Source organism: Actinosynnema sp. NPDC002837, from assembly GCF_040295345.1.
Lineage (GTDB): Bacteria > Actinomycetota > Actinomycetes > Mycobacteriales > Pseudonocardiaceae > Actinosynnema.
The window spans coordinates 1-22,518 of sequence record NZ_JBEOVG010000060.1 but is presented as its reverse complement, the minus strand read 5'-3'; the positions used below and the strand labels follow the sequence as shown (position 1 = coordinate 22,518).

At 73.2% G+C, this 22,518-nt stretch carries 16 protein-coding genes; 6 read left to right on the top strand and 10 right to left on the bottom strand.

Translation table 11 applies throughout. The annotated features are described in order from the left end of the window. Positions 1-97: 97 nt before the first annotated feature. The 3 genes from ABTZ99_RS30945 to ABTZ99_RS30935 all read right to left on the bottom strand — a co-directional run bounded on the left by ABTZ99_RS30945 (position 98) and on the right by ABTZ99_RS30935 (position 6,365). Entirely contained in the window at positions 98-1,369 is a 1,272-nt protein-coding gene (locus tag ABTZ99_RS30945; protein WP_498781536.1) for a M1 family metallopeptidase, read from the bottom strand. Beyond that, the gene (locus tag ABTZ99_RS30940; protein WP_499616252.1) at positions 1,366-5,169 is read right to left on the bottom strand and encodes a Pls/PosA family non-ribosomal peptide synthetase; all 3,804 of its coding nucleotides are present in this window, start codon (positions 5,167-5,169) and stop codon (positions 1,366-1,368) included. The genes ABTZ99_RS30945 and ABTZ99_RS30940 overlap by 4 nt, the downstream gene beginning before the upstream one ends. Positions 5,170-5,318: 149 nt before the next feature. Further along, positions 5,319-6,365: an LLM class flavin-dependent oxidoreductase gene (locus tag ABTZ99_RS30935; RefSeq protein WP_498781582.1), complete on the bottom strand. Its 1,047-nt coding sequence runs from the start codon at positions 6,363-6,365 to the stop codon at positions 5,319-5,321. Between the two features lie 74 nt (positions 6,366-6,439). Between ABTZ99_RS30935 and ABTZ99_RS30930 the strand changes: the two genes are divergently transcribed. Next, positions 6,440-6,901 carry a MarR family winged helix-turn-helix transcriptional regulator gene (locus tag ABTZ99_RS30930; protein WP_498781533.1) on the top strand — a complete coding sequence of 154 codons (462 nt, stop codon included), beginning with the start codon at positions 6,440-6,442 and terminating at the stop codon, positions 6,899-6,901. A gap of 431 nt (positions 6,902-7,332) precedes the next feature. Beyond that, a complete protein-coding gene (locus ABTZ99_RS30925) occupies positions 7,333-8,574 on the top strand; it encodes a cytochrome P450 (protein ID WP_499616248.1) in 1,242 nt (413 codons plus the stop codon). Positions 8,575-8,578: 4 nt separating this feature from the next. Here the strand turns inward: ABTZ99_RS30925 and ABTZ99_RS30920 are convergent, their stop codons facing one another. Genes ABTZ99_RS30920 through ABTZ99_RS30910 form a run of 3 tightly spaced genes read right to left on the bottom strand, consistent with a single transcriptional unit; the run spans position 8,579 to position 11,216 of the window. Then, positions 8,579-9,238, bottom strand: coding sequence for a response regulator (locus ABTZ99_RS30920; protein WP_499616246.1), 660 nt, complete (start codon positions 9,236-9,238; stop codon positions 8,579-8,581). Next, positions 9,235-10,383: a sensor histidine kinase gene (locus tag ABTZ99_RS30915; RefSeq protein WP_498781528.1), complete on the bottom strand. Its 1,149-nt coding sequence runs from the start codon at positions 10,381-10,383 to the stop codon at positions 9,235-9,237. The genes ABTZ99_RS30920 and ABTZ99_RS30915 overlap by 4 nt, the downstream gene beginning before the upstream one ends. After that, positions 10,380-11,216 (bottom strand): CPBP family intramembrane glutamic endopeptidase, encoded by an 837-nt coding sequence (locus ABTZ99_RS30910; protein WP_499616243.1) that lies wholly within the window; start codon positions 11,214-11,216, stop codon positions 10,380-10,382. The genes ABTZ99_RS30915 and ABTZ99_RS30910 overlap by 4 nt, the downstream gene beginning before the upstream one ends. A gap of 235 nt (positions 11,217-11,451) precedes the next feature. Between ABTZ99_RS30910 and ABTZ99_RS30905 the strand changes: the two genes are divergently transcribed. Together ABTZ99_RS30905 and ABTZ99_RS30900 are read left to right on the top strand one after the other, a co-directional pair. Then, positions 11,452-12,606, top strand: a complete 1,155-nt coding sequence (locus ABTZ99_RS30905; protein WP_499616241.1) for a serine hydrolase domain-containing protein — start codon at positions 11,452-11,454, stop codon at positions 12,604-12,606. A gap of 4 nt (positions 12,607-12,610) precedes the next feature. Beyond that, a complete protein-coding gene (locus tag ABTZ99_RS30900; protein WP_499616237.1) occupies positions 12,611-13,396 on the top strand; it encodes a MerR family transcriptional regulator in 786 nt (261 codons plus the stop codon). Between the two features lie 59 nt (positions 13,397-13,455). On the opposite strand, the gene ABTZ99_RS30895 is transcribed toward ABTZ99_RS30900, so the two are convergent. Beyond that, a complete protein-coding gene (locus ABTZ99_RS30895; protein WP_498781522.1) occupies positions 13,456-15,756 on the bottom strand; it encodes a helix-turn-helix transcriptional regulator in 2,301 nt (766 codons plus the stop codon). Between the two features lie 194 nt (positions 15,757-15,950). Between ABTZ99_RS30895 and ABTZ99_RS30890 the strand changes: the two genes are divergently transcribed. Both ABTZ99_RS30890 and ABTZ99_RS30885 read left to right on the top strand, forming a co-directional pair. Further along, complete coding sequence (locus ABTZ99_RS30890; RefSeq protein ID WP_498781521.1) at positions 15,951-18,944, top strand: carbohydrate binding domain-containing protein; 2,994 nt, start codon at positions 15,951-15,953, stop codon at positions 18,942-18,944. A 160-nt stretch (positions 18,945-19,104) separates the two neighbouring features. Continuing rightward, positions 19,105-20,163: a hypothetical protein gene (locus ABTZ99_RS30885; RefSeq protein ID WP_499616234.1), complete on the top strand. Its 1,059-nt coding sequence runs from the start codon at positions 19,105-19,107 to the stop codon at positions 20,161-20,163. A 15-nt stretch (positions 20,164-20,178) separates the two neighbouring features. Here ABTZ99_RS30885 and ABTZ99_RS30880 read toward each other — a convergent pair whose 3' ends face one another. From ABTZ99_RS30880 to ABTZ99_RS30870, 3 genes are all read right to left on the bottom strand, one after another. Beyond that, complete coding sequence (locus ABTZ99_RS30880) at positions 20,179-21,141, bottom strand: winged helix DNA-binding domain-containing protein (RefSeq protein ID WP_499616231.1); 963 nt, start codon at positions 21,139-21,141, stop codon at positions 20,179-20,181. Further along, entirely contained in the window at positions 21,138-22,163 is a 1,026-nt protein-coding gene (locus ABTZ99_RS30875; RefSeq protein WP_498781519.1) for a LacI family DNA-binding transcriptional regulator, read from the bottom strand. Before ABTZ99_RS30875 ends, ABTZ99_RS30880 begins: the two co-directional genes overlap by 4 nt. A 76-nt stretch (positions 22,164-22,239) precedes the next feature. Next, positions 22,240-22,386 carry a PfkB family carbohydrate kinase gene (locus ABTZ99_RS30870; RefSeq protein ID WP_499616228.1) on the bottom strand — a complete coding sequence of 49 codons (147 nt, stop codon included), beginning with the start codon at positions 22,384-22,386 and terminating at the stop codon, positions 22,240-22,242. Between the last annotated feature and the right edge of the window lie 132 nt (positions 22,387-22,518).

The following is a 22,518-nucleotide window of genomic DNA, read 5'->3' as shown; positions in this document are numbered from 1 at the left end:
AATCACGGTTCGGCAGTAGCAGCAGGTCCCGACTCCGTCGTGGCTTCGGTCGTGCCAGGGATGAGGCCACCGGGCGACGGGTGCCGCACGGCCTGCGTCACATCGGGGGCAGCCGCGGCTCGGCGAGCCAGGTGCGGAAGTACGCCGTCAGCGGCTCGGGGGAGTGGCGTTGGGCCAGTGCCACGAAGTCGCTCGTCGTCGCGGTGCCGTGCCGGTGGGTCGCGGTCCACTCGCGGAGCGCGCCGAAGAACGCCGCGTCGCCCAGCCGGGTCCGCAGGCCGTGCGCGGTCAGCGCGCCCCGCTGGTAGACCCGGTCGTCGAACAGGTTCGCCACGCCCGGGTCGCCGATCCGGAGGTCCTGCGGCAGCCGGGCCAGCCGGGCGTGCGCGCGAGCGGCGTGCACGTCGGCGGCGGGGCCGCCGGACCGCTCGGACCACAGCCACTCCGCGTAGCAGGCGAAACCCTCGTTCAGCCAGATGTCGCGCCAGTCGGCCAGGCCCACGCCGTTGCCGAACCACTGGTGCGCCAACTCGTGCGCGACCAGCCGCTCGTGCCCGCGCCGCCCGTCCACGTGGTTCGCGCCGAACACCGACATGCCCTGCGCCTCGACCGGCACCTCCAGCTCGTCGTCGGTCACCACGACCTGGTAGGTCCGGAACGGGTAGGGGCCGAACAGCTCCTCGAACACGGTCATCATCCGCGGCTGGCGGGCGAAGTCGTGCCGTGCCGCGCGCAGCAGCCGCGCGGGTGCGGCCACGTCCTGGCCCTCGGTCAACGGCAGCCGCTCGTAGAGGCCGATCTGCACCGAGGCGAGGTACGTCGCCATCGGCTCGGCCTGCTCGTAGACCCACGTCGTGCTGCTGCCGCCCGTGCGCCGGTCGACCAGCACCCCGTTCGCCAGCACGGTGTACGGCGACGGCGCGGTGACGTGGACGCGGTAGGTCGCCTTGTCCCGCACCAGGTCGTTGCACGGGAACCAGGACGGCGCGCCGATCGGCTGGCTCGCCACCAAGGCGCCGTCGGTGAGCTGGTCCCAGCCCAGCTCGCCCCAGTGCCGCGAGCGGACCGGGCGGGCCACGCCCGAGTACCGCACCTCGACGGTGAACGGTCCGTCCACCGGCCGTGCGGGTCGCACGCGCAGCTTGCCGCCGCCGTGCACGTGCCGGGCGGGTCGGCCGTCGACCAGCACCCGGTTCACGGTCAGCGTGCCGAAGTCCAGCACCACCCGCGCGCACGGGCCGGCCGCGACGGCGGACAGCGTCGCCCGCCCGGCCAGCCGACCGGTGTGCGGCTTGTAGTCCAGTTCCAGGTCGTAGTGCGCGACCCGGTAGCCGCCGTCGCCGTGGTCGGGCAGGTACGGGCCCGTCATCGCCAGGCGGAGATCGGGTTGCCCAGCCAGCGCGTGCCCTCGGGCACGTGCTCGCCGCGCATCACCAACGACGCCGGGCCCACCGCCGCGTGCGCGCCGACCGTCGCGCCCGGCAGCACGATCCCGTGCGGGCCGAGGGTCGCCCCGTCCGCCAACTCCACCTGGTCCATGCGGAGGATCCGATCATGGAACAGGTGGGTCTGCACCACGCACCCCCGGTTCACCGTCGCGCCGTCGCCCAGCCGCACCAGGTCCGACTCCGGGAACCAGTACGACTCGACCCACGTGCCGCGCCCGATCCGCGCGCCGAGCGACCGCAGCCACACGGCCATCACCGGCGACCCGCCGGCCCGACCGACCAGCCACGGCACCGCCAGGACCTCGACGAACGTGTCCGCCAGCTCGTTGCGCCACACGAACCCGCTCCACAACGGGTGCTCCCGCGCCCGGAACCGGCCCACCAGCAGCCACTTCGCCGCCGCCGACACCGCGCACGCCAGCACGCCCGCCACGAGCAGCACCGGCCCGGCCGACAGCGGTCCGAACTCCCGCAGCGCGAACAGCACGCCGACGACCAGCGCCACGTGGCACATCACCGGCACGATCCGGCACAGCTCGACCAACGCCCGTGCCACGACCAGCCGGCGCGGCGGGTCGAACGTCCGGCTCTGGTCGCCCTGCTCGGCCGCGCGCGGCAGCTTCATCGGCGGCATGCCCAGGTACGAGCTGCCCGCCTTGGCGCGCTTGGGCGTCGAGGACAGCACGCCGACCAGACCCCGGTTCGGCACCGAACGGCCCGGCGCGGTCATGCCCGAGTTGCCCAGGAACGCCCGCTTGCCGACCCGCGCGGCGGCGATGCGCAACCAGCCGCCGCCCAGCTCGTAGGTGGCGACCATGGTGTCGTCGGCGAGGAACGCGCCGTCGCCGATCGTGGTCATCTTCGGCAGCGCGAGCACGGTCGAGGCCTCGACCCGGCGGCCGACCCTCATCCCGAGCGCCCGCAGCCACACCGGCGTGAGCAGGCTCGCGTACAGGGGGAACAGCACGACCCGGGCGGTGTTCATCAACCGTTCGGTGGTCCACGCCTGCCAGGCGATCCGGCTGTGCACGGGGTACGCGCCGGCCCGCAGCCCGATGCCGAGCAGCCGCACGGACCCGAGCACCAGCAGCGCGTACGAGCCCAGCCACGCGACCGTCGCCAACGGCACCGCGAGCAGCGCCGAGCCGAGCGTCAGCGGCTCACGCGCGATCAGCAAGACCGGGAGCACCGCCGCCGCCACCGGGAGCAGGCCCAACGCCGACGTCGTCACCGCGTAGACCAGCTTCCACCACCACGACCGGGGCGGACGCGGACCGGGACGGGCCGCCTTGCCGTGGCGCTGCGCCGGGACACCGGCCCAGCGCTGCCCCGTCGGCACGGAGCCGAGCACCCCCGAACCGGGCGCGACCTCCGCCCGCTTGCCGACGCTCGCGCCGGGGAACAGGGTGCTGCGGGCGCCGACCACCGCGCCCGCGCCGACCCGGAGGCGGCCGACGTGCAGCCGGTCGCCGTCCACCCAGTGCCCGGACAGGTCCACCTCGGGCTCGATCGCGCAGCCCTTGCCGAGCTTGAGCATGCCGGTCACCGGCGGCGCGGAGTGCAGGTCCACGTCCGGGCCGACCCGCACGCCCAACGCGCGGGCGTAGTGCGTGAGCCAGGACCCGGCGAGGTTCGTCGCGCCGCTGAACTCGGCGAGCCGTTCGGCGGTCCACAAGCGCAGGTGCACGCCGCCGCCGCGCGGGTACGTGCCGGGACGCAGGCCGCGCAGCAGCAGCCGCGCGCCACCCGCCGCGATCGCGACCTTGCCGGGCGGGCTGACGAACGCCAGCCACCCCGCGGCGATCCACCACCACGACACCGGCGTGGTGAAGCCGACGACGTTGCCGACCGCGGCCAGCGCCACCGACCACCGCAGGCCGACCAGGCTCATCAACGGCACCAGCAGCAGCGACTGGAGCACGCCGGTCCGCCGCGGCGTCGGCGCGACCTCGCGCGTGACGCCCTGGTGGCCGCTCAGCTCGTCCAGCCGCGCGGCCAGCGCGCGCAACGTGGGGTGCTGGTAGACGTCGTTGACCGAACCGCTCGGGTAGCGGGTCCGGATCGTGGAGACCAGCTGGGCCGCGGCGAGGCTGCCGCCGCCGTGGGCGAAGAAGTCCGCCTCGGGCCCGGCGATCCGGGAACCCAGCAGCTCCGACCACTGCTCGGCCAGCCACCGCTCGGTGTCCGTGAGGTCCCCGGCCGGCGCCGCCACCTCCAGCTCCGGCAGCGGCCACGGCAACGCGGCCCGGTCCACCTTGCCGGACGTGCGGGTGGGCAGGGTGTCGACGGCGGCCAGCAGCGGCACGAGCGCGGCGGGCAGCGCGGTCCGCAACCGGGCCAGCGCGTCGGCCTGGGCGAAGTCCTCGCCCGCGACCACGTAGCCGACCAGCACCTGGTTGCCCGCCTTGGTGGTGCGCACGGCCGCGGCGGCGCCCGCGACCGACGGCAGCGCCTGGAGCGCCGCGTCCACCTCGCCGAGCTCGATCCGCCGCCCGCCCAGCTTGACCTGCTCGTCCGCCCGACCGAGGAACAGCAGGCCCTCGGGCTCGGCGCGGACGAGGTCGCCGCTGCGGTAGGCGCGGTCCCAGCCCGGCCCGAAAGGAGCCAGCCCCGGCATCGGCGCGAACTTCTCGGCGTCCTTGGCCGGGTCGAGGTAGCGGGCCAGGCCGACGCCGCCGATGACCAGCTCACCGGAGCCGCCCATGGGGACCGGCGTGCCGCCGGCGTCCACCACGGCCAGTTCCCAGCCGTCCAGCGGCAGCCCGATCCGCACCGGGCCGTCACCGGTCAGCCGCGCCGCGCACGCCACGACGGTCGCCTCGGTCGGGCCGTAGGTGTTCCACACCTCGCGGCCGTCGACGGCGAGCCGCTCGGCCAGCTCCGGCGGGCACGCCTCGCCGCCGAAGATGAGCAGGCGGACGTCCTCCAGCGCGTCCACCGGCCACAGCGCGGCCAGCGTCGGCACCGTGGACACGACCGTGACCTCGCGCTCGACCAGCCACGGTCCCAGGTCGAACCCCGTGCGGACCAGGGCGCGCGGCGCGGGGACCAGGCACGCGCCGTGCCGCCAGGCGAGCCACATCTCCTCGCAGGAGGCGTCGAAGGCGACGGACAGGCCCGCGAGCACGCGGTCGTCCGGACCGATCGGGTCGTCGGTGAGGAACAGGCGGGCCTCGGCGTCCACGAACGCGGCGGCGGCCCGGTGCGAGACCGCGACGCCCTTCGGCTTGCCCGTGGAGCCGGACGTGAAGATGATCCAGGCGTCGTCGTCCGGACCGGGAGCGCCGACGAGGCCCATGGGCGTGCCGCGCAGCGCCAGCTCCCCGGTGATGACCGCGCACACGTCGGCCTCGGTGAACACGAGTTCGGCGCGCTCGTCCGGGTCGTCGGCGTCGACGGGCACGTACGCGGCGCCGGCGGTGAGGATCGCCAGCACCGCCACGTACAGGTCGACGGTCCCGGACGGGACGCGGACGCCGACCCGGTCGCCGGCGCCGATGCCGGCCGCCGCCAGCTCGCGGCTCCGCGCGTCGACCTCGTCGAGGAGTTCCCGGTAGGTCAACGAGGTCGTGCCGTCGTCCAGCGCGGGGGAGTGCGGGTGCCGACGCGCGGTGTCGGCCAGCACGTCGACCAACGTGCGCTCGGGAGCGGGTGCGCCGGCGCGGAACAGCGCGGGCGCGTCGACCGAGGTGGGGAAAGCGGTGTCGGGGGCGATGGTCACCGACGGGCACCGATGGGGCGAAGTCGCACTGTGAAGTCCTCCAAGAAAACGCCGACCTGCGACTTTACCGGGGATTCACGGGTGCGTCGCGCCGTCGTGACCACGAGTGGGTGGTGTCACATCGTGTAACGGCACCAGGTCGGGCGCGATCACTCCACAGTGGACGTTCCCAGTTCCTTGTGCACCAACGGCATCACCTCGGTGCCGAGCAGTTCGATCGCGTCCATCACGAGCTTGTGCGGCACGCCGGACCAGTCCATCTGCATCGCGTAGCGGTCGGCGTTCACGAGCCTGCCCACCGAGATGAGGCGTTCGGCCACCTCCGCCGGGCTGCCAGCGAAGATCGACCGCGCGCCCCGCGTCCACGAGTCGTACTCCGCGCGCGACGGCACGGGCCAGCCGCGCGCCCGCGAGCCGTACTTCATCGTCTCGAGCCAGTACGGGTGGAACGCCTCCTTGGCGTCCTGGGAGCGGCGTGCGATGAGGCCGATCGCGCTCATGGTGACGTCGAGCCGTCCGGGTTCCTGCTCGCCGGCCTCGCCCGCGCGCCGGTACAGGTCGACCAGCGGCGCGAACCGCTCCGGCTCACCGCCGATGACCGCGTACACCACCGGCAGCCCCAGCAGCCCCGCCCGGATCGACGACTCGGGGTTGCCGCCGGTGCCCACCGAGATCCGCAGCCGCGACCCGTAGGGCCTCGGGAAGACGTGCGCGTCCACGAGCGGTGACCGGAACTTCCCCGACCAGGTGATCGGGTCCTCCCGGTCCAGCTTCAGCAGCAGCGCCAGCTTCTCCTCGAACAGCTCGTCGTAGTCCTCCAGGCTCGCGCCGAACAGCGGGAACGACTCGGTGAACGACCCGCGCCCGGCCAGCAGCTCCGCCCGGCCCCGGCTGAGCTGGTCGAGCGTCGTGAACTGCTGGTACACCCGCACCGGGTCCTCGGTGCTGAGGACGGTGACGGCGCTGCTCAGCGTGATCCGCGACGTGACGCTCGCGGCGGCGGCGAGCACCGTGCCGGGGCTGGAGATCGAGTAGTCGGCCAGGTGGTGCTCGCCCAGCCCGTAGAAGCCGAGCCCCAGCTCGTCGGCCAGCTTGATCCGCTCCAACGTCTGCGCCAGCTTGTCCGCGACCGAGACCTGCTCACCGGTGATCGGGTCGCGGTGCCGGTCGCCGAAGCTGTAGACGCCGAGCTGCATTCCCTTTGTGGACACGTCAACAATCTAGCCCGACATTGGTGACACGTCAACATGTTGTTGCTAGCGTGAGGTCCATGGGCGAACCGCGGTGGCTGGACGAGCGGGAGGCGCGGGTGTGGCAGGCGTACCTGGCGGTCGACCGCGAGTTGCACAGCGCGTTGGAGCGGCAGCTGGTGCGCGACTCGGGGCTGTCCAACGCCGACTACGCCCTGCTCGTGCCGCTGTCGGAGGCCGAGGACGGCGTCGTGCGGTCACGTGAGCTGGGCGCGCTGGTCGGCTGGGAGCGCAGCAGGCTGTCCCACCAGGTCGCGCGGATGGAGAAGCGCGGGCTGGTGACGCGGGAGGAGTGCGTCGAGGACGCGCGCGGCTCGATGGTGCGGCTCACGCCCGCCGGCCGTGCCGCGATCGAGTCCGCCGCTCCGGGGCACGTGGAGACCGTCCGGAGGTACGTGTTCGACGGGCTGTCGGCGGAGGAGGCCGAGGTGCTGGACCGGGTGTTCCACCGCGTGCTGGACCGGATCGCGGCTGACGGCTGAACGCTGAACGCTGGGCGGCTGAACGTCGCCGGTCGGGCGGGGGCGGCTGGGCGCTGATGGTCGGGCTGGGTGGCCGGGCGTGGGCGGCCGAGTGGGGGCGGAGGCCCGAGGAACCCGGCGTGAGAAGAAGAGAGGCCGCGCGGGTGCGGCCCCTCCCCGGCCCCCCGGGATGCCGGACGGCGGCCAACCCGCTGACCCGCCCGGCGGGTGTCCGGCTGTCGGGGTCGCCGAACACCCCTCAGCGTCGCGCACTCGTGCGGGAGTCCGCATCGGCAATCCTCCGTATGCACCTCCGTATCCACGATTGCCCGATCATGTCCACCGATCTCCGTACGCTGTCACCCGGAATACGGAGAGCGGTGGATGCGCGGCGTGTGGCGCTCACACGAAAGTGGACGCCGCAGAACCCGATCGCACCACAAGGAGACGACGTGCAGCTGACCGCGGAGTTCGCCCCGGACCGACAGGCCCTCGTCGGCGGCCCACTGCGCGGATGGCAACACCACGCCCACGAGGACGCGCTGGCCCGCCGCGGCCCCGTGCACCCGGCGGAGCTGCCCAACGGCCTGGAAGTCCTGGTCACGACCATGGGCCTGGAGGCGACCCGGACGCTGCTCGGCGACGACCGGCTGGCCAAGGACGCCGCCGGGCTGCGCGCCGCGATGCAGGACCAGTTGGCGCGCAAGGGCAGGCCGACCGACCTGTCGCGGATCATCGGCCCGTCGATGCTCAACAGCGACCCGCCGCACCACCGCAGGCTGCGCGCGCTGGTGTCGCAGGCGTTCACGGTCCGCCGCATCAACGCCCTGCAACCGGCCGTGGAGCAGACCGCGCGGGAGATGGTCGCGGCCCTGCCGGACGACGTGGACCTGATCGAGGGCCTGGCGTTCCCGCTGCCGCTCGCGGTCATCTGCGACTTGCTCGGCGTGCCCGTCGAGGACCGCGACCAGCTGCACCACTGGACCGCGGCGATGATGACCGAACGGCCCGAGCTCGTCGTGCCCGCCTCCGACGCCATGTTCGGCTACCTGGCCGGCCTGATCGAGTACAAGCGGGACCAGCCCGACGACGCGTTGCTCAGCGGCCTGGTGCAGGCGCAGGTCGACGGCGAGCGGCTGACGCCCGAGGAACTGCTGACCACGGCGATCCTGCTCGTGGTGGCGGGGCACGAGACCACGACCGGCCTCATCGGCAACGCCGCCGTCGCGCTGCTGGCCACGCCGGGCGCGTGGGACGCGGTGAACGACGACACCGTCGGCGCCGCGGTCGAGGAGGCGGCCCGCTGGGACCCGCCGGTCCGCGTCACGCCGCACTACCGCGCCACCGCCGACATCGAGCTGTCCGGCGGTGTGATCCCGGAGGGGTCGGTGGTGATGATCGGCCTCGGCACGGCCGGTCGCGACCCGCGGGTGCACGGCCCGTCCGCGGACCGGTTCGACCCGACGCGCGTGCCGGTGGGCGGCAACGCGGCGCTGGGGCACGCGGCGTTCGGGCACGGCGTGCACTACTGCCTCGGCCACCACCTGGCGCGGATCGAGGCACGGGCCGCGCTGACCGCTCTGCGGGCCCGGGCGCCGCGGGCCCGGCTGGCGGTGGACCCGTCCGAGCTGGAGCGCGGCGACAAGGTCGTGCCCAACACGTTCGCCTCGGTGCCCGCGCTGCTGGAGCCGTGACCGCTCAGGTCACCAGGCCCCGGCGGTAGGCGTAGACCACGGCCTGCACGCGGTCGCGCAGGTCGAGCTTGGTGAGGATGCGCGACACGTAGGTCTTGACGGTCTCGTGGCTGATCACCAGCGTGGCGGCGATCTCGCTGTTGGACAGGCCGTCGGCGATCAGGCGGAGCACCTCCAGCTCGCGCGGCGCCAGCGGCACGTCGTCGCGGGAGCCCTCGGCGGGCCGGATCCGCGTGGCGTACCGGCCGACGAGCTGTCGCGTCACCTCCGGGTCCAGCAGTGCCGCGCCGGCGGCGACGGTGCGGATCCCGTGCAGCAGCTGGGCGGGCGGCGCGTCCTTCAGCAGGAACCCGGCCGCGCCGGCGCGCAGCGCCTCGTACACGTACTCGTCCAGGTTGAACGTCGTCACCACGAGCACCTTGACGGGATCCGCGACGCCCGCGCCGGCCAGCAGGCGGGTGGCCTTGATGCCGTCGAGGACGGGCATCCGCACGTCCATCACCACCACGTCCGGGCGCAGGTGGGCGGCGAGGTCGACCGCGGCCTGCCCGTCACCGCACTCGCCGACCACTTCGAGGTCGGGCTGGGCGTCGATGATCGTCGCGAAGCCGGTGCGGATGAGCGCCTGGTCGTCGCAGACCAGGACCCGGATCGGGGCGGTCACGACGGCCTGCCCGCGGGGATGTCGGCCCGCACGACGAAGCCGCCACCGGGTCGCCTGCCCGCGTCGAACCGGCCGCCGAGCACGCCGACCCGGTCGCGGAGCCCGGTCAGCCCGCGCCCGCTCCCGCCCGGTGACGCGGTGCCCGGACCTTCGGTCGTCACCTCCACGGTGATCTCCTCCTCGCCGTGCAGGACGTGGACCACGGTGCGGCTGCCGTGCGCGTGCTTGAGCGCGTTCGTCAGCGCCTCCTGCACGACCCGGTAGGCCGCGACCTCGGCGCTGCCGGTGGTCTCGGGCGGACTGCCCTCCTGGCTGAACTCGACCGGCTGACCCGCCAGCCGGGTCTGCTCGACGAGAGCGCGAAGTTCGCCGACGGGCTGCGTGCCCGGGTCCGCCTCGTAGCCCGGGTTCAGCAGGTCGAGCAGGTGCCGCAGGTCGCCGATGGCGCGGCGGCCGGTGTCGGTCACGGCGGTCAGCGCCTGGTCGAGGCGTTCGGGTGCGGCGGTCAGGTAGCGCGCGGACTCGGCCTGCACGACCATGGCCGTCACGTGGTGGGTCACGACGTCGTGCAGCTCGCGGGCGATGCGCGTGCGTTCGGCGACGCGGGTGGTCTCGGCGACGTGGCGGCGGCGTTCGGCCTCGGCCGCGCGGGACAACCGCAGCCACGACCCGATGCCCCACGCGATGGCCAGCGTGAGGTAGAACGTCGAGAGCCCGACCACCCCCTCGCCCGGTGCGAGCCGCTCGATCGCGACCGCCAGCGGCACGTACGCCGCGGACAGCAGCGCGGCGGTGGTCCACCGGTGGTGGGCCAGGTGGGCGCCCGCGCTGATCAGCGCGATGGGCAGCGCGGTGCCCGCGACGGTGTGGTAACCGCGGAGCTGGTCGACGGCGAAGCCGAGCACCACCAGGACGAGGCTGACGGCCGGCCACCGCCGCCGCACGGCCAGCGGGAGCGATTCGAGCGCGATCACCACGACGGTCAGGGCGTCGAACGGGCGGTGCGGCAGGGCGCCGAGCTGCGTCCCGTAGTCGTTCAGCCCTGGCAGGAACGCCATGGCGCCGATCAGCAGGGCGAACGGGAGGTCCCGCACCACGACGTCGCACCGCCGCCACCGGTCACCCGCCGCGCGGACGTCGATCACCCGGCGAGCGTAGCGGGCGCGAGGTCGCGGTCCGCGCGGCGGCGGCGCGGGACGATGTGGCCGCGACGGTGGGCCAGCCACAGGAACGCGACCGTCAGCAGCGCGCCGGACGCCACGGCGTACCCGCTCGCCTCGGGGCCGAAGTCGCCGCCGGTGAGCAGGGTCGGGCCCGAGAGCGTCGAGTCCAGCAGACCCTTCGTCGTGTCGTTGCCCGAGACCTCGGCGGCGAAGATGCCCGCGAGGGCGAAGTTCCAGCCGAAGTGCAGCCCGATCGGCAGCCACAGGGTGCGGGTGGCGGCGTAGGCGGCGGCGAGCATGAAGCCCGCTTCGACGGCGATCGCGGTCGCGCCCCAGAGGGTCGCGTTCGGGTTGGGGATGTGGGCCAGGCCGAACACCACCCCGGTCAGCAGCAGCGCGATCCACGTGCCGGTGCGCTCTTCGACGATCCGGAACAGCACGCCGCGGAAGAGCAGTTCCTCGGTCACCGCGGCGGCGGCCATGAAGCCGAACAACGCGACCATGCCCGTCACCGAACCCAGGCCGTCGACCGAGTAGCCGCCGAACCACGCGATGGTGGCGATGACGGCCCCGCACATCGCGACCCCGATCAGCAGCCCTCGACCGGTCGCGCCGATCGCGCCGCTCCGGGCCAGCTCCACGGGCACGCGGCGCTCCGTGCGCCGCACCACCCAGGCGTAGACGACGACGGCGAGCACGGCGGTCGCGACGCCGATCGTCAGCATGAGCCAGGGGTTGCCCCCCGCGGCGGCAGCGGCCTGGCTGCCGACCAGGGCGACCGCGGCGACGGCCAAGAACTGCAGAAGCAAGCGCATGAAGACTCCTCCGTCCGGTCCGCGACCGCTCGGCCGAGGACCGGACGGACGCTACGGATCCGGCGTCGTCGGATCATCACCGTGCGGTGGACATCCGCGGGTAGCTCGCACGGGGGACAAGGCGCGCGCCGCTGTGAGCTGGATCATGGCGGAGGTTGACCCAGGGTCAGGGTGCAGGCTCGCCGCAGCGGCACGACGCCGACCGGGAACAGCGGGACCACAGGAGCGGACGACCATGCACATCACCCTTTCCGGCCAGGACGAGAGCACCGCCGGGCACGACCGCCCGGAACTGCGGAAGGCGCTCGAGGAGATCGTCGATTCCGGTTTCGTCGGGGTGTCGGTGCGCGTGAACGACGAGCACGGGGAGTGGGTCGGCAGTGCCGGGTCGGCCGAGCTGGGCGGCGCCGTGGCGCCGCCGACGAACGGGCACGTCCGGATCGGCAGCAACACCAAGACCTTCATCGCGACCCTGGTGCTGCGGTTGGTGGCCGAGAGCGTGGTCGGGCTGGACACCCCGGCGGCGGACTACCTGCCGGGGTTCGGGCTGGACCGGCGGATCACGGTGCGGATGTTGTTGCGGCACACCAGCGGGCTGTTCAACTTCACCGGCGAGGTCGATCCCGACGGGACGATCACGTCGGGCATCCCCATCGCGTACGGCCCCACCGGCCACGAGTGGCCGGCCAACCGGTTCAAGACCTACCGGCCGCGTGACCTGGCGGCCCTGGCGCTGGCCGAGCCCGCGCGGTTCGAACCGGGCACGGCCTGGAGCTACTCGAACACCAACTACGTGCTGGCCCGGCTGCTGGTCGAGAACGTCACCGGCCGCCCGGTCGCCGAGGAGATGCGCCGGCACGTCCTCGGCCCGCTGGGGCTGTCGGGCACCGTGGTGCCGGACGCCTCGCCGGAGATCCCCGAGCCGCACGCCCGCGCGTACTACCGGTACGAGGACGCGGGGGAGCGCAGGACGGTCGACGTCACCCGCCAGAACCCGTCCTGGATCTCCAGCGGAGGCGACATGATCTCGACGACCCGGGACCTGCACGCGTTCTTCTCCGCTCTGCTGGGCGGGCGGCTCCTGCCGGCGTCGCTGGTGGCCGAGATGTGCGCGCCGCACCCGACGGGCATCCCGGGCATGGACTACGGCCTGGGGGTGTTCGTGCTGAGCACCGGCGACGGCACCGTCATCTGCCACAACGGCGCCGCCATCGGCCACGCGGCGCTGATGTACGGCACCCCGGACGGCAGCACGACCCTGACCGCCGCGCTCAACTGCGTCGACGACGCCGACCTGTCCATCGCCACGGCGTTCCGGGACGCCCAGCGACGGCTCGTCGACGAGGTGTTCGGCGGCGTGCGGGCCGCGGCGGACCACAAGGCAGGCTGAGCGGATGCGGAACGGGGTCACGATCGGGCAGGCGGCGGCCTTCGTCGGCGTCACGGTGAAGACGGTGCGGCACTACCACAAGCTCGGCCTGGTCGAGGAGCCGGCGCGCGACGGCTCCGGCTACCGCAGGTACACCTCGGCCGAGTTGTTGCGACTGGTGCAGGCCCGGACGCTGGCCGACGCCGGTGTGCCGCTGGCCGCGGTCGGGCCCCTGCTCGACGCCGACGCCGCGAGGTTCACCGCCTCGCTCGCCGACGTGGAGCGGCAGCTCACCGAGCGGATCGAGGAGTTGACCGCGAGGCGCGACACGCTGCACCGGCTCGCCGACGGCGACCGGGCGCTGCTGCCCGACCGCGCGGTCGCGCTGCTGGGGCGGATGCGCGACCTCGGGTTCCCGGCGGCGGAGGTGGCGGCCACCAGGGAGGGCTGGGTGCTGGCCCGGGCGCTGGTCCCGGAAGGCTTCGACGACTACCTCACCCAGTTCGAGCACGCCGTCGAGGACACCCGCCTCGTCGCCCTGGCCCGGCGCGCGGCCGAGGCCGCGGCCTGGCACCCGGACGATCCCCGCCTCGACGCGCTCGCCACCGCCGCAGCCGACCACTACCTCGCCGACCCCGCGCTGCTGAAGACCGTGACCGGCCTGCAAGCCCGCACCGACGCCACGACCCGGTACGCGCTGATCGCCCACCACGGCCAGGAGCGGACGCCGGCCGCGGCACGGCTGGCCGCGCTCTTCGAGACCAAGCTCCGCGCCGCGGGCGTCCACATCCCACGGTCGGACTCCCGCTGACCGCCCGTGCCCGACCCGCGGACGCCGCCGGAGCGGCGCGACGACGGGCTCGTCCCCGCCTAGTCGGCCATGCTCGCCAGCAGCGAGATCAGCTGGTGGCGGCTGCTGATCTCGAGCTTGCGGTAGATCCGGGTCAGGTGCGTGTGGACGGTCGCGGGGGAGATCACCAGCCTGGTGGCCACCTCCGGGTTGGACAGCCCGTCGCCGACCAGCTTGGCCACGTTCCACTCGGCCGGGGTCAGGCCGCCCGGACGGCGGTCCGGCTCCGGCGTCGGCACCTCGTCGAGCACGATCGCCAGCGCCTGTTCCACCGACTCCGCCGGTCCCGCGTACGCCCGCGCGTACTCGTCCTCGCCGAGCACCGCCTTGGCCCTGGCCACGGCCTGCGCGGTGACCCACGCGAACGGCACCAGGCCGTCCACCCGGACACCGGTCACCCGGTGCAACCCGTGCGCCAGCCCCAGCATCCGGGCGGCGGCGGAGCCGTCACCGGCCCGGGAGTGCGCCCACCCCAACGCCTCGATCGACCACAGCGGACCCCACTTGTCGCGGATCTCCCGCTGCACCCGCAGGCCTTCCATCAGCACGTCCAGCGCGCCGACCGGGTCGCCCCACCGCGTCTGCACCACACCGCGGCACCAGTGCGCCCAGCTGATGCCCCACAGCGCGCCGAGCCGCTCGCACTCGGCGTAGAACTCCTCCGCCGCGGGCTCCGCCTGCTCACGGGAACCGAGCAGCACCAGCGACACGGTCAGCATGATGTGCGCCAGGTGGTGGTCCACCGCGAACGCGGGACCGAGCGCGCCGAACTCCTCGTGCGCCTGCCGCAGCAGCTCGACGCCGTCGACCGCGCCCAGCGCCAGCACGGCGTACGCGCCGCGCACGAACGTCACCGCGGGCACCGGCCCGCCCACCTCGCGGGCCATGGCGTCGGCCTCGTCCACCCGCCGCGCGACGAGTTCCCGCTCCACGCCCAGGCACAGCGCGATCCACGCGTCGAGGGCGATGGCGCTGGCCCGCAACGGGTCCGCGGTCGGCGGTGTGGCGGCGAGCGCGCGTCCCAGCCACAGCCGTTCTTCCGGTAATCGACCGGCGTAGGTGTACCAGCGGGTGCGGGCCAGGTCGACGCTCATCAGCAGGCCGGCGTGCGCGGTGTCGGGGTTGCGGATCAGGTCGTTGAGCACCACGCGGTGGTTGGCCATGTCCGCGTCGACCGCCGCGAGCAGGGCGGCCTCGTTGTGCCCGGCGAACGACGCGGCCAGCCGGGCGGCCTCGCGCCGGAAGTAGTCCTGGTGCCGCTGCCGCACGTGCTCGACCTCGCCGGCGGACCGCAGCTCGGCCGCGCCGTGCTGCCGGATCGGTTCGAGCAGGTGGTAGCGGGTGCGGTCGGCGGAGGGCAGCGCGATCGACTTGTCCAGCAGGCCGGCCAGCGCGTCGGCGACCTGGTCTGCGGCCAGCCCGTCGCCCGCGCACACGTCCTCCGCGGCGGTCAGGCTGAACCCGCCCTCGAACACCGACAACCGCGCCCACAGCAGGCGTTCGGCGGGCGTGCAGTGCGCGTGGCTCCAGTCGATGAGCGCGGCCATGGTCTGGTGGTGCTCGACCGCGGTGGTGTCGTTGGCGGTGAGCACGCGCATCACGTCGTCGAGCCGGTCGGCCAGCAACGACACCGGCATGGACCGCATCCGCACCACGGCCTGCTCGATGGCCAGCGGGATGCCCGACACGCGGCGCAGCACGCGCACCACGTGCGGCCAGTTCTCCGGGGTGACACGCCAGCCCGGCACGCTCGCCTCGGCCCGGTCCACCAGCAGCGCCACGGACTCGTAGTCGAGGTCCAGCGGGGCGTCCTCGGCGGGGACGTCCAGCGGCGGCACCATCACCAGCACCTCGCCGGGTACCCGCAGCCGGGCCCGGCTGGTGGCCAGGACCCGCACGCCGGGCGCGGCGCCGAGCACCGCGCGCACCAGCCGCGCCACCGGTTCCACGAGGTGCTCGCAGTTGTCCAGGACCAGCAGCACCTGCCGCGGCCGCAGGTAGTCGACGAGCGTCTCCAACGGCGTCGTGGTCGCCTGGTCGGGCACGCCGACGGCGCTCAACACGACCTGTGCCAACAACTCCGGGTCGCCGCCGCGCGCGGACGCCAGCTCGACCACCCGCACGCCGTCGTCGTAGGCGCGGTGCACCTGCGCGGCGAGTTCCAGCGCCAGCCGGGTCTTGCCGCCGCCGCCCACGCCGGTGAGCGTGATGAGCGGCGCGACACCCATCCGCCGGCGCAGCTCGGCCAGCAGATCCTTGCGGCCGACGAACGAACTCAGCGCCCGCGGCACCACACCGCCTCCCGCTGCCCGCTCGGTCATCCGGACACCGTACGACATCGGGCCGTGCGCGTGCGGTGAGATCGACAAAGCGACGCGTGGGCGAACCACCTTGCAAACCCTTGCAAAGATCGCTCCTCGTTCAGGCTCGTCAAGCCGTTTACACCCGTGTGAGGCCAGGTCTAGCCTGCAAACAATTGCACTAGCTTGCGCAACGAAGCGTGACGGGAGCAGTGATGCGAGCGAGATCGCGACGACTGACCGCTTTACTGGTGGCCCTCGGCCTGACCGGGGCGGCGTGGACCGCGCCGGGCAGTTCCGCCCAGACCGGGACGACGACACCGGCCGCCGCCGCGGCGGTGAACAGCACTACGGTCTTCTACCGCCTGCCTTCGGGGTGGCCGGTCGCCAACGTGCACTACCAACCGCGCAACGGCCCGTGGACCGCGGTGCCGGGCGAGCGCATGGAACCGGCGGCGTGCGCGGGCTGGGTGCGCCGGACGGTGTCGCTGGGCGAGGCCACCGGCCTGGTCGCGGTGTTCAACAACGGCTCGGGCACCTGGGACAACAACAACGGGCGGAACTACAGCCTGGGCACGGGCGACGTGACCGTGGCCGGCGGCGTGGTGGGCGTCGGGAACCCGTGCGGGACCGACCCCGGCCCGGACCCCGGTCCGACGAACCACGCGGAGGTCTACTACTCCACCAAGGCCCGGAACTGGACCGCGACCCGGATCCACTACCAGCCCACCGGCGGCACGTGGACGGCCGTGCCGGGCGTGCCGATGGAGCAGGTGTGCCCGGACTGGGCGCGCGCCTCGGTCGACCTCGGCCAGGCCACCGGCCTCAAGGCCGCGTTCAACAACGGCTCCGGCCAGTGGGACAACAACAACGGCGCCGACTACGCGCTGCGGACCGGGCGCAGCACCGTGAAGGACGGCGTGGTCACGCCGGACGCGACCGATCCCTGCGGACCCCCTGCCCCGCAGGACACCGTCGCGCCGAGCGTGCCCACCGGCCTGCGGGCCACCGCGTCCGCGCTCACCGTCTCGCTGACGTGGACGGCGTCCACCGACAACGTCGCGGTCGCGGGCTACGAGATCACCCGCACGGGCGGCGCGCTGGGCACCGTCGTGCGCAACAGCGGCGCGGTGGGCTTCGCCGACGGCCCGCTCACCGCGAACACGACCTACACCTACGCGCTCAAGGCCTACGACGCGGCGGGCAACAAGTCCGGCTCCACCGCGTCGGTCGCGGTGACCACGGGCGACGCGCCGCCCGCGCCACCGGGCGGCACACCGCTGGGCGGCGACCCGCGCGAGGACTCCATCTACTTCGTGATGACCGCCCGCTTCAACGACGGCGTCGCGGCCAACAACCGGGGCGGCAGCCAGCACGTGCGCTCCGGCAACGCGGCGAACAACGACCCGATGTTCCGCGGCGACTTCCAGGGCCTGGTCGACAAGCTCGACTACATCAAGGGCCTGGGCTTCTCCGCGGTCTGGATCACGCCGGTCGTGCTCAACCGCTCGGACTACGACTTCCACGGCTACCACGGCTGGGACTTCCACCGCGTCGACCCGCGCCTGGAGACGCCCGGCGCGACGTACCAGGATCTGATCAACTCCGCGCACGCCAAGGGCCTGAAGATCTACCAGGACGTCGTCTACAACCACAGCTCCCGCTGGGGCGCCAAGGGCCTGTTCCAGGCGAAGGTCTTCGGCGTCCGCGACAACCAGTGGTCCTGGTACTACGACCAGCCGGTGCAGGGCTTCGAGTACGACGGCCTGACCATCGACCCGAACACCGGCAAGTCGTACTACAACGGCGACCTGTGGTCGACCACCGAGCCCGCCGGCAACACGTGCGTCGACTGGGGCAAGCCGACGCAGCACTCCAGCCCCGAGGGCTACCGGATCTACAGCTGCCAGTGGCCGAGCCCCACCTCGGGCATGTTCCCCGCCCAGCTCTACCACCGGTGCTGGATCGGCAACTGGGAGGGCGAGGACTCCCGGTCGTGCTGGCTGCACGAGGACCTGGCCGACTTCAACACCGAGAACCCGATCGTGCAGAAGTACCTGATCGACGCCTACAACCGGTTCATCGACATGGGCGTGGACGGCTTCCGGGTGGACACCGCCGTGCACATCCCCCGCGTGACGTGGAACCGCCGGTTCCTGCCCGCCATCCAGCAGCACGCCACCGCGAAGTTCGGCGAGAAGGGCCGGGACTTCTTCGTCTTCGGCGAGGTCGCGGCGTTCGTCAACGACAAGTGGAACCGCGGCTCGGTCAACCACTCGGCGCAGTTCTTCACCTGGAAGGAGCGCCGCGAGTACAGCGCCGACGACGCCACCGCGTCGCTGGAGCAGTACTCCTACGAGCAGGGGATGGGCACGGGCGGGCAGCCGACGAGCCGCAACGCGTTCCTCGACGGCAACGCCTACCACGCGCCGGACCACTCGAAGTTCTCGGGCATGAACATCATCGACATGCGCATGCACATGAACTTCGGCGACGCGAACAACGCGTTCTGGAACGCGAAGGACTCCGACGACTCCACCAACGACGCCACCTACAACGTGACGTACGTGGACTCGCACGACTTCGGGCCGAACAAGTCCAGCGTGCGGTACGCGGGCGGGACGGGCGCGTGGGCGGAGAACATGAGCCTGATGTGGACGTTCCGGGGCATCCCGACGCTCTACTACGGCTCGGAGATCGAGTTCCAGGCGGGCAAGCCGATCGACTGCGGCCCCACGTGCCCGCTGGCGACGACGGGTCGGGCGTACTACGGCGACCACCTCGCGGGCCAGGTGACGGCGTCGGACTACGGCGTCGTGTCGTCCGCGTCCGGTCAGGTCGCGACCACGTTGCAGAAACCGCTGGTCAAGCACGTGCAGCGGCTCAACCAGATCCGCCGTGCGGTGCCCGCGCTGCAGAAGGGCCAGTACTCGACGGAGGGCGTGTCCGGCGGGATGGCGTTCAAGCGCCGCTACACCTCCGGCTCGGTGGACAGCTTCGCGCTGGTCGCGATCTCGGGTTCGGCGACGTTCACCGGCGTGCCCGACGGCACCTACCGCGACGCCGTCACGGGTGACACGAAGACCGTCACCGGCGGCAGCCTCACCGCGAACCCCGGCGGCCAGGGCAACGCGCGGGTCTACGTGCTGGACCTGCCGGGCAACCCGGCGCCGGGCAAGGTCGGCGCCGACGGCCCGTACCTGAAGTGACCTCCGGCGGGCGGGCGTGCCCTCTCCCACCGCCCGCCCGCCGGTCCCACCGCTGTCACGCTTTCGGGTGACCGTGTGACACGGCCTCCCCTGGTGTTGCGATGTCCAGGGCAACGGCATGAGCACTGAAGGCGGTGTCGACGCGCGGGGAAGGCCGACGATGCGGACGACGAGGGTGGAACGCCGCCAGCGGGTGCAGGCGTTCGCGACGTCGGGCGTCACGGCAGGCCTGGGCATCGTGGTCAACCTCGCCACCGACTGGAAGACCAGCCTCGTCGCGTGGTCGGCGGTCGTGGTCCTGACCGTCGCCTCCGGCGTCGTGACGCTCATCGCCACCGAGTCCGCCCGCGGCCCGGAGCCCGACGCGGTGCGGGGTTCGAGCGTGTCCGCGCACGGAACGGGCAACGTCACCGCGCACACCCTGAGGCAGGTCGTGCACCACAATCCCCCGGCGGTCGGGCTCGTCCTCGTGGTCGCCGCTGTCGTGGTGGTGGCCGCGGCCGGCGGTCTCGTCGCGCATCACCTGGTCGGCTCCATGGCGGGTGGTGCGGTGCCGGAAGGCGCCCAGGCGACCGCGCCTCCGTCCAGCCCTCTCCCCTTCACACACGCGGTGCGGAAGCTCACGCCGACCTGCGGCGGTCCCTGGATCACGCCGAAGGCGCCGGAGCAGATCAGGCTGCCGGTTCCGGACGAGGTCACGATGTCGGGCGGCTGGTCGGAGTGGGACGAGGTGACGGAGGGCGGCGCGGCGGCGAGCCCCGGCCAGGTGGTGATCACCGTCCAAGGCCGCACGGACGCCGAGGTCGTGCTGCTGGACCTGGAGGTGAGGGTGGTCGCCCGGCGGGAGCCGATCCGTGGTACCGCGCTGTCGCGGCCGTGCGGTGACCCGGGAGCCGTGCGCTGGCTCTCGGTGGACCTCGACCGCGACCCCGTCGCACCGACGGCGGACAGGTTCGACGAGATGCACCCCTTCACCCCCGACTGGGAGCGCAAGCCGATCAAGTTCCCCTACACCGTTTCGCTCGCGGACGCCGAGACGTTCGTCGTCAGGGCGAGCACCGAGGGCTGCGACTGCGACTGGGTGATCGGCTTGCACTGGGCCTCGCAGGGCCAGACCGGGGTCCTGCCCATCACCGACAACGGCCGCCCGTTCCGGACCAGCAGTGACAAGAACGCCCGCGCTTGTTCGGTGTTGGAGACCGTGTTGACCTGCTACTGACGGTGCCCACCGCCCTCAGACCCAGGCCAGCACCGACTCCACCTCGACGTCGAGCTCGGACACCGGGACGTGGCCGAACTGCTCCACCACGACCCGGCCGTCACGCCGCCGCCACGTGCCGCGCACCTGACCGTCCACGACGACGTGCGGACCCACGGTCTGCACCAAGGGTGCGTGCAGGGGATCCAGCAGCAGGGTGCGGTCGGCGTAGCCGAGCAGGAACGTGTCGAAGGGGCCGAGGAGCCGGACCGTGCCGTCGAGGTCGGCGGCGTCGGTCGTCGGCAGCTGCCAGCCGTGCTTGCCTTCCACCAGCTCGTCGAACGGGAACGCGGCGCGCACCTCGACCTCCGGCAAGCCGCTCCACGCGGTGAAGTCCTCGACCGTCGCGGGGCCGTAGGCGCGCAGGTAGCGGCGGACCAGCTCGGCGACGCCGCGCGGCTCGGCGTCGACGCGGGGGAGCAGCCGGTAGGTCGACTCGCCCGCGACGACCACGCCCTTGTTGGCGGCGTAGGCCAGCAGGTAGGCGGGCGCGGGGGTGGCCGGGTCGAGCGCCACGCCCACGTCCGCGAGCCGGGCCACGACCTGCGGCCTGGTCAGCGGTTCGGTCAGCACCTCCCGCAGGGCGTCCGACGCCCGCGCGCACACCTCGTCGGTCAGGCCGAGTTCCAGCCGCCGACGCCTCGACCGGGCCACGTTCACCGGGCCCAGCAACCCCACCAGCCAGCCGACGTCCTCCCGGCGCAGCAGGTGCACCGCGCCACGCATCGCGCACGTCCGCACCACGTCACCGGCCTCCAGCGCGGCGCGCAGGTCGGCGGGGGAGACGCCGGTGGTGCGGGCCCGCACGGCGAGACCCGCCGCCGTGGTGTCCTGCGCCTGCACCGCGAGCACGTCGTGCAGCAGCTCGGGCAGCGAACGGGCGGGGGTCGTCAGGCGTTGCGCCCGCATGCGCAGCGCCCTCGCCCGACCGGCGGTCACTTCGGCCCCGCGCCCGTCGAGCCGCGCACCACGAGTTCCGGCAGGAACACGAACTCGGCGTGCGGCGCCGGCGTGCCGCCGATCTCCTCCAGCAGCGCGTTGACCGCGGCCTGGCCCATCGCCTCGACGGGCTGGCGCAACGTGGTCAGCGGCGGGTCGGCGAACACGATCAGCGGGGAGTCGTCGAACCCCACCACGGACACGTCCTGCGGCACGCCCAGCCCGCGCTGCCGGGCGGCCCGGATCGCGCCGAACGCCATCAGGTCGCTGCCGCAGATGATCGCCGTGCACCCCTTGTCCAGCAGCGCCGTCGCTGCGGACTGGCCGCCCTCGACGGTGAACAGCGAGTGCTGCACCAGCGCCTCGGCCTGCTCGGCGGTGTAGGGGAGCGCGGTGCGCATGTGCTGCACGAATCCCTCGATCTTGCGCAGCACGGGCACGAACCGCCGCGGCCCGACGGCCAGGCCGATGCGCTCGTGCCCCAGCTCCACCAGGTGCGACACCGCCAGCCGCATGGCCGCGCGGTCGTCGGTCGACATGAACGGCGCGGAGATCTTCTCCGTGTAGCCGTTGATCATGACGAACGGGATGCCGCGGCCGGCCAGCTTGGTGTAGCGGCCCGTGTCGGCGGTGGAGTCGGCGTGCAGGCCGGAGACGAACACGATCCCGGCCACGCCCCGGTCCACCAGCATCTCGGTGAGCTGGTCCTCGGTCGACCCGCCCGGTGTCTGCGTGCACAGCAGCGGCGTGTAGCCCGCGCTGGTCAGCACCTGTTCCACGACCTGCGCGAGGGCGGGGAAGATCGGGTTGCCCAGCTCGGGCGTGATCAGCCCGATGAGCCCGGCGCTGCGCTGCCGCAACCGGGGTGGTCGTTCGTAGCCGAGCAGGTCCATCGCGGCCACCACCGCCTGGCGGGTGGCCGACGACACGCCGGACTTGCCGTTGAAGACCCGGCTGACGGTCGCCTCGCTGACCCCGGCCTGCGCGGCGATGTCGCTCAACCGGGCGGTCACGCCGTCCATGTGGGTCCTTTCCGTCGCGGCGACACGCGCACCCGAAGGAAAGTCCTTGCAAAGGCTTTCAGCAAGCCCTTGACAGTCACAGTTCGGGCGCCAACCCCGCTGAACCGAGGCAGAGGGCGGCCTGCCGGGTTCCGGCGGCCATCGCCTCGGCGACGTCGGCCCCCGCGAGGTGGGCGACCAGGAAGCCGGAGAAGAAGGCGTCACCGGCGCCGTTGGTGTCCACGATCTCCTCGACCGGCACGGCGGGCACGTGGTGGACGTCGGTGTTCGTGCTGCTGCCGATCGCGTCGCTGCAGTTCGTGGCGGGCACCCGGCTCTACGCCGAGGCCGCGCCGCTCGTGCCGCCGCTGCGCTC

What these genes read in the sequence shown, in the direction of transcription:
- ABTZ99_RS30900 (WP_499616237.1), top strand. Translation starts at nt 12,611, where the DNA reads ATGCGGAACGGGGTCACGATCGGGCAGGCGGCGGCCTTCGTCGGCGTC.
- ABTZ99_RS30875 (WP_498781519.1), bottom strand. Translation starts at nt 22,163, where the DNA reads ATGGACGGCGTGACCGCCCGGTTGAGCGACATCGCCGCGCAGGCCGGG.
- ABTZ99_RS30935 (WP_498781582.1), bottom strand. Translation starts at nt 6,365, where the DNA reads ATGCAGCTCGGCGTCTACAGCTTCGGCGACCGGCACCGCGACCCGATC.
- ABTZ99_RS30910 (WP_499616243.1), bottom strand. Translation starts at nt 11,216, where the DNA reads ATGCGCTTGCTTCTGCAGTTCTTGGCCGTCGCCGCGGTCGCCCTGGTC.
- ABTZ99_RS30945 (WP_498781536.1), bottom strand. Translation starts at nt 1,369, where the DNA reads ATGACGGGCCCGTACCTGCCCGACCACGGCGACGGCGGCTACCGGGTC.
- ABTZ99_RS30890 (WP_498781521.1), top strand. Translation starts at nt 15,951, where the DNA reads ATGCGAGCGAGATCGCGACGACTGACCGCTTTACTGGTGGCCCTCGGC.
- ABTZ99_RS30895 (WP_498781522.1), bottom strand. Translation starts at nt 15,756, where the DNA reads ATGACCGAGCGGGCAGCGGGAGGCGGTGTGGTGCCGCGGGCGCTGAGT.
- ABTZ99_RS30930 (WP_498781533.1), top strand. Translation starts at nt 6,440, where the DNA reads ATGGGCGAACCGCGGTGGCTGGACGAGCGGGAGGCGCGGGTGTGGCAG.
- ABTZ99_RS30885 (WP_499616234.1), top strand. Translation starts at nt 19,105, where the DNA reads ATGCGGACGACGAGGGTGGAACGCCGCCAGCGGGTGCAGGCGTTCGCG.
- ABTZ99_RS30905 (WP_499616241.1), top strand. Translation starts at nt 11,452, where the DNA reads ATGCACATCACCCTTTCCGGCCAGGACGAGAGCACCGCCGGGCACGAC.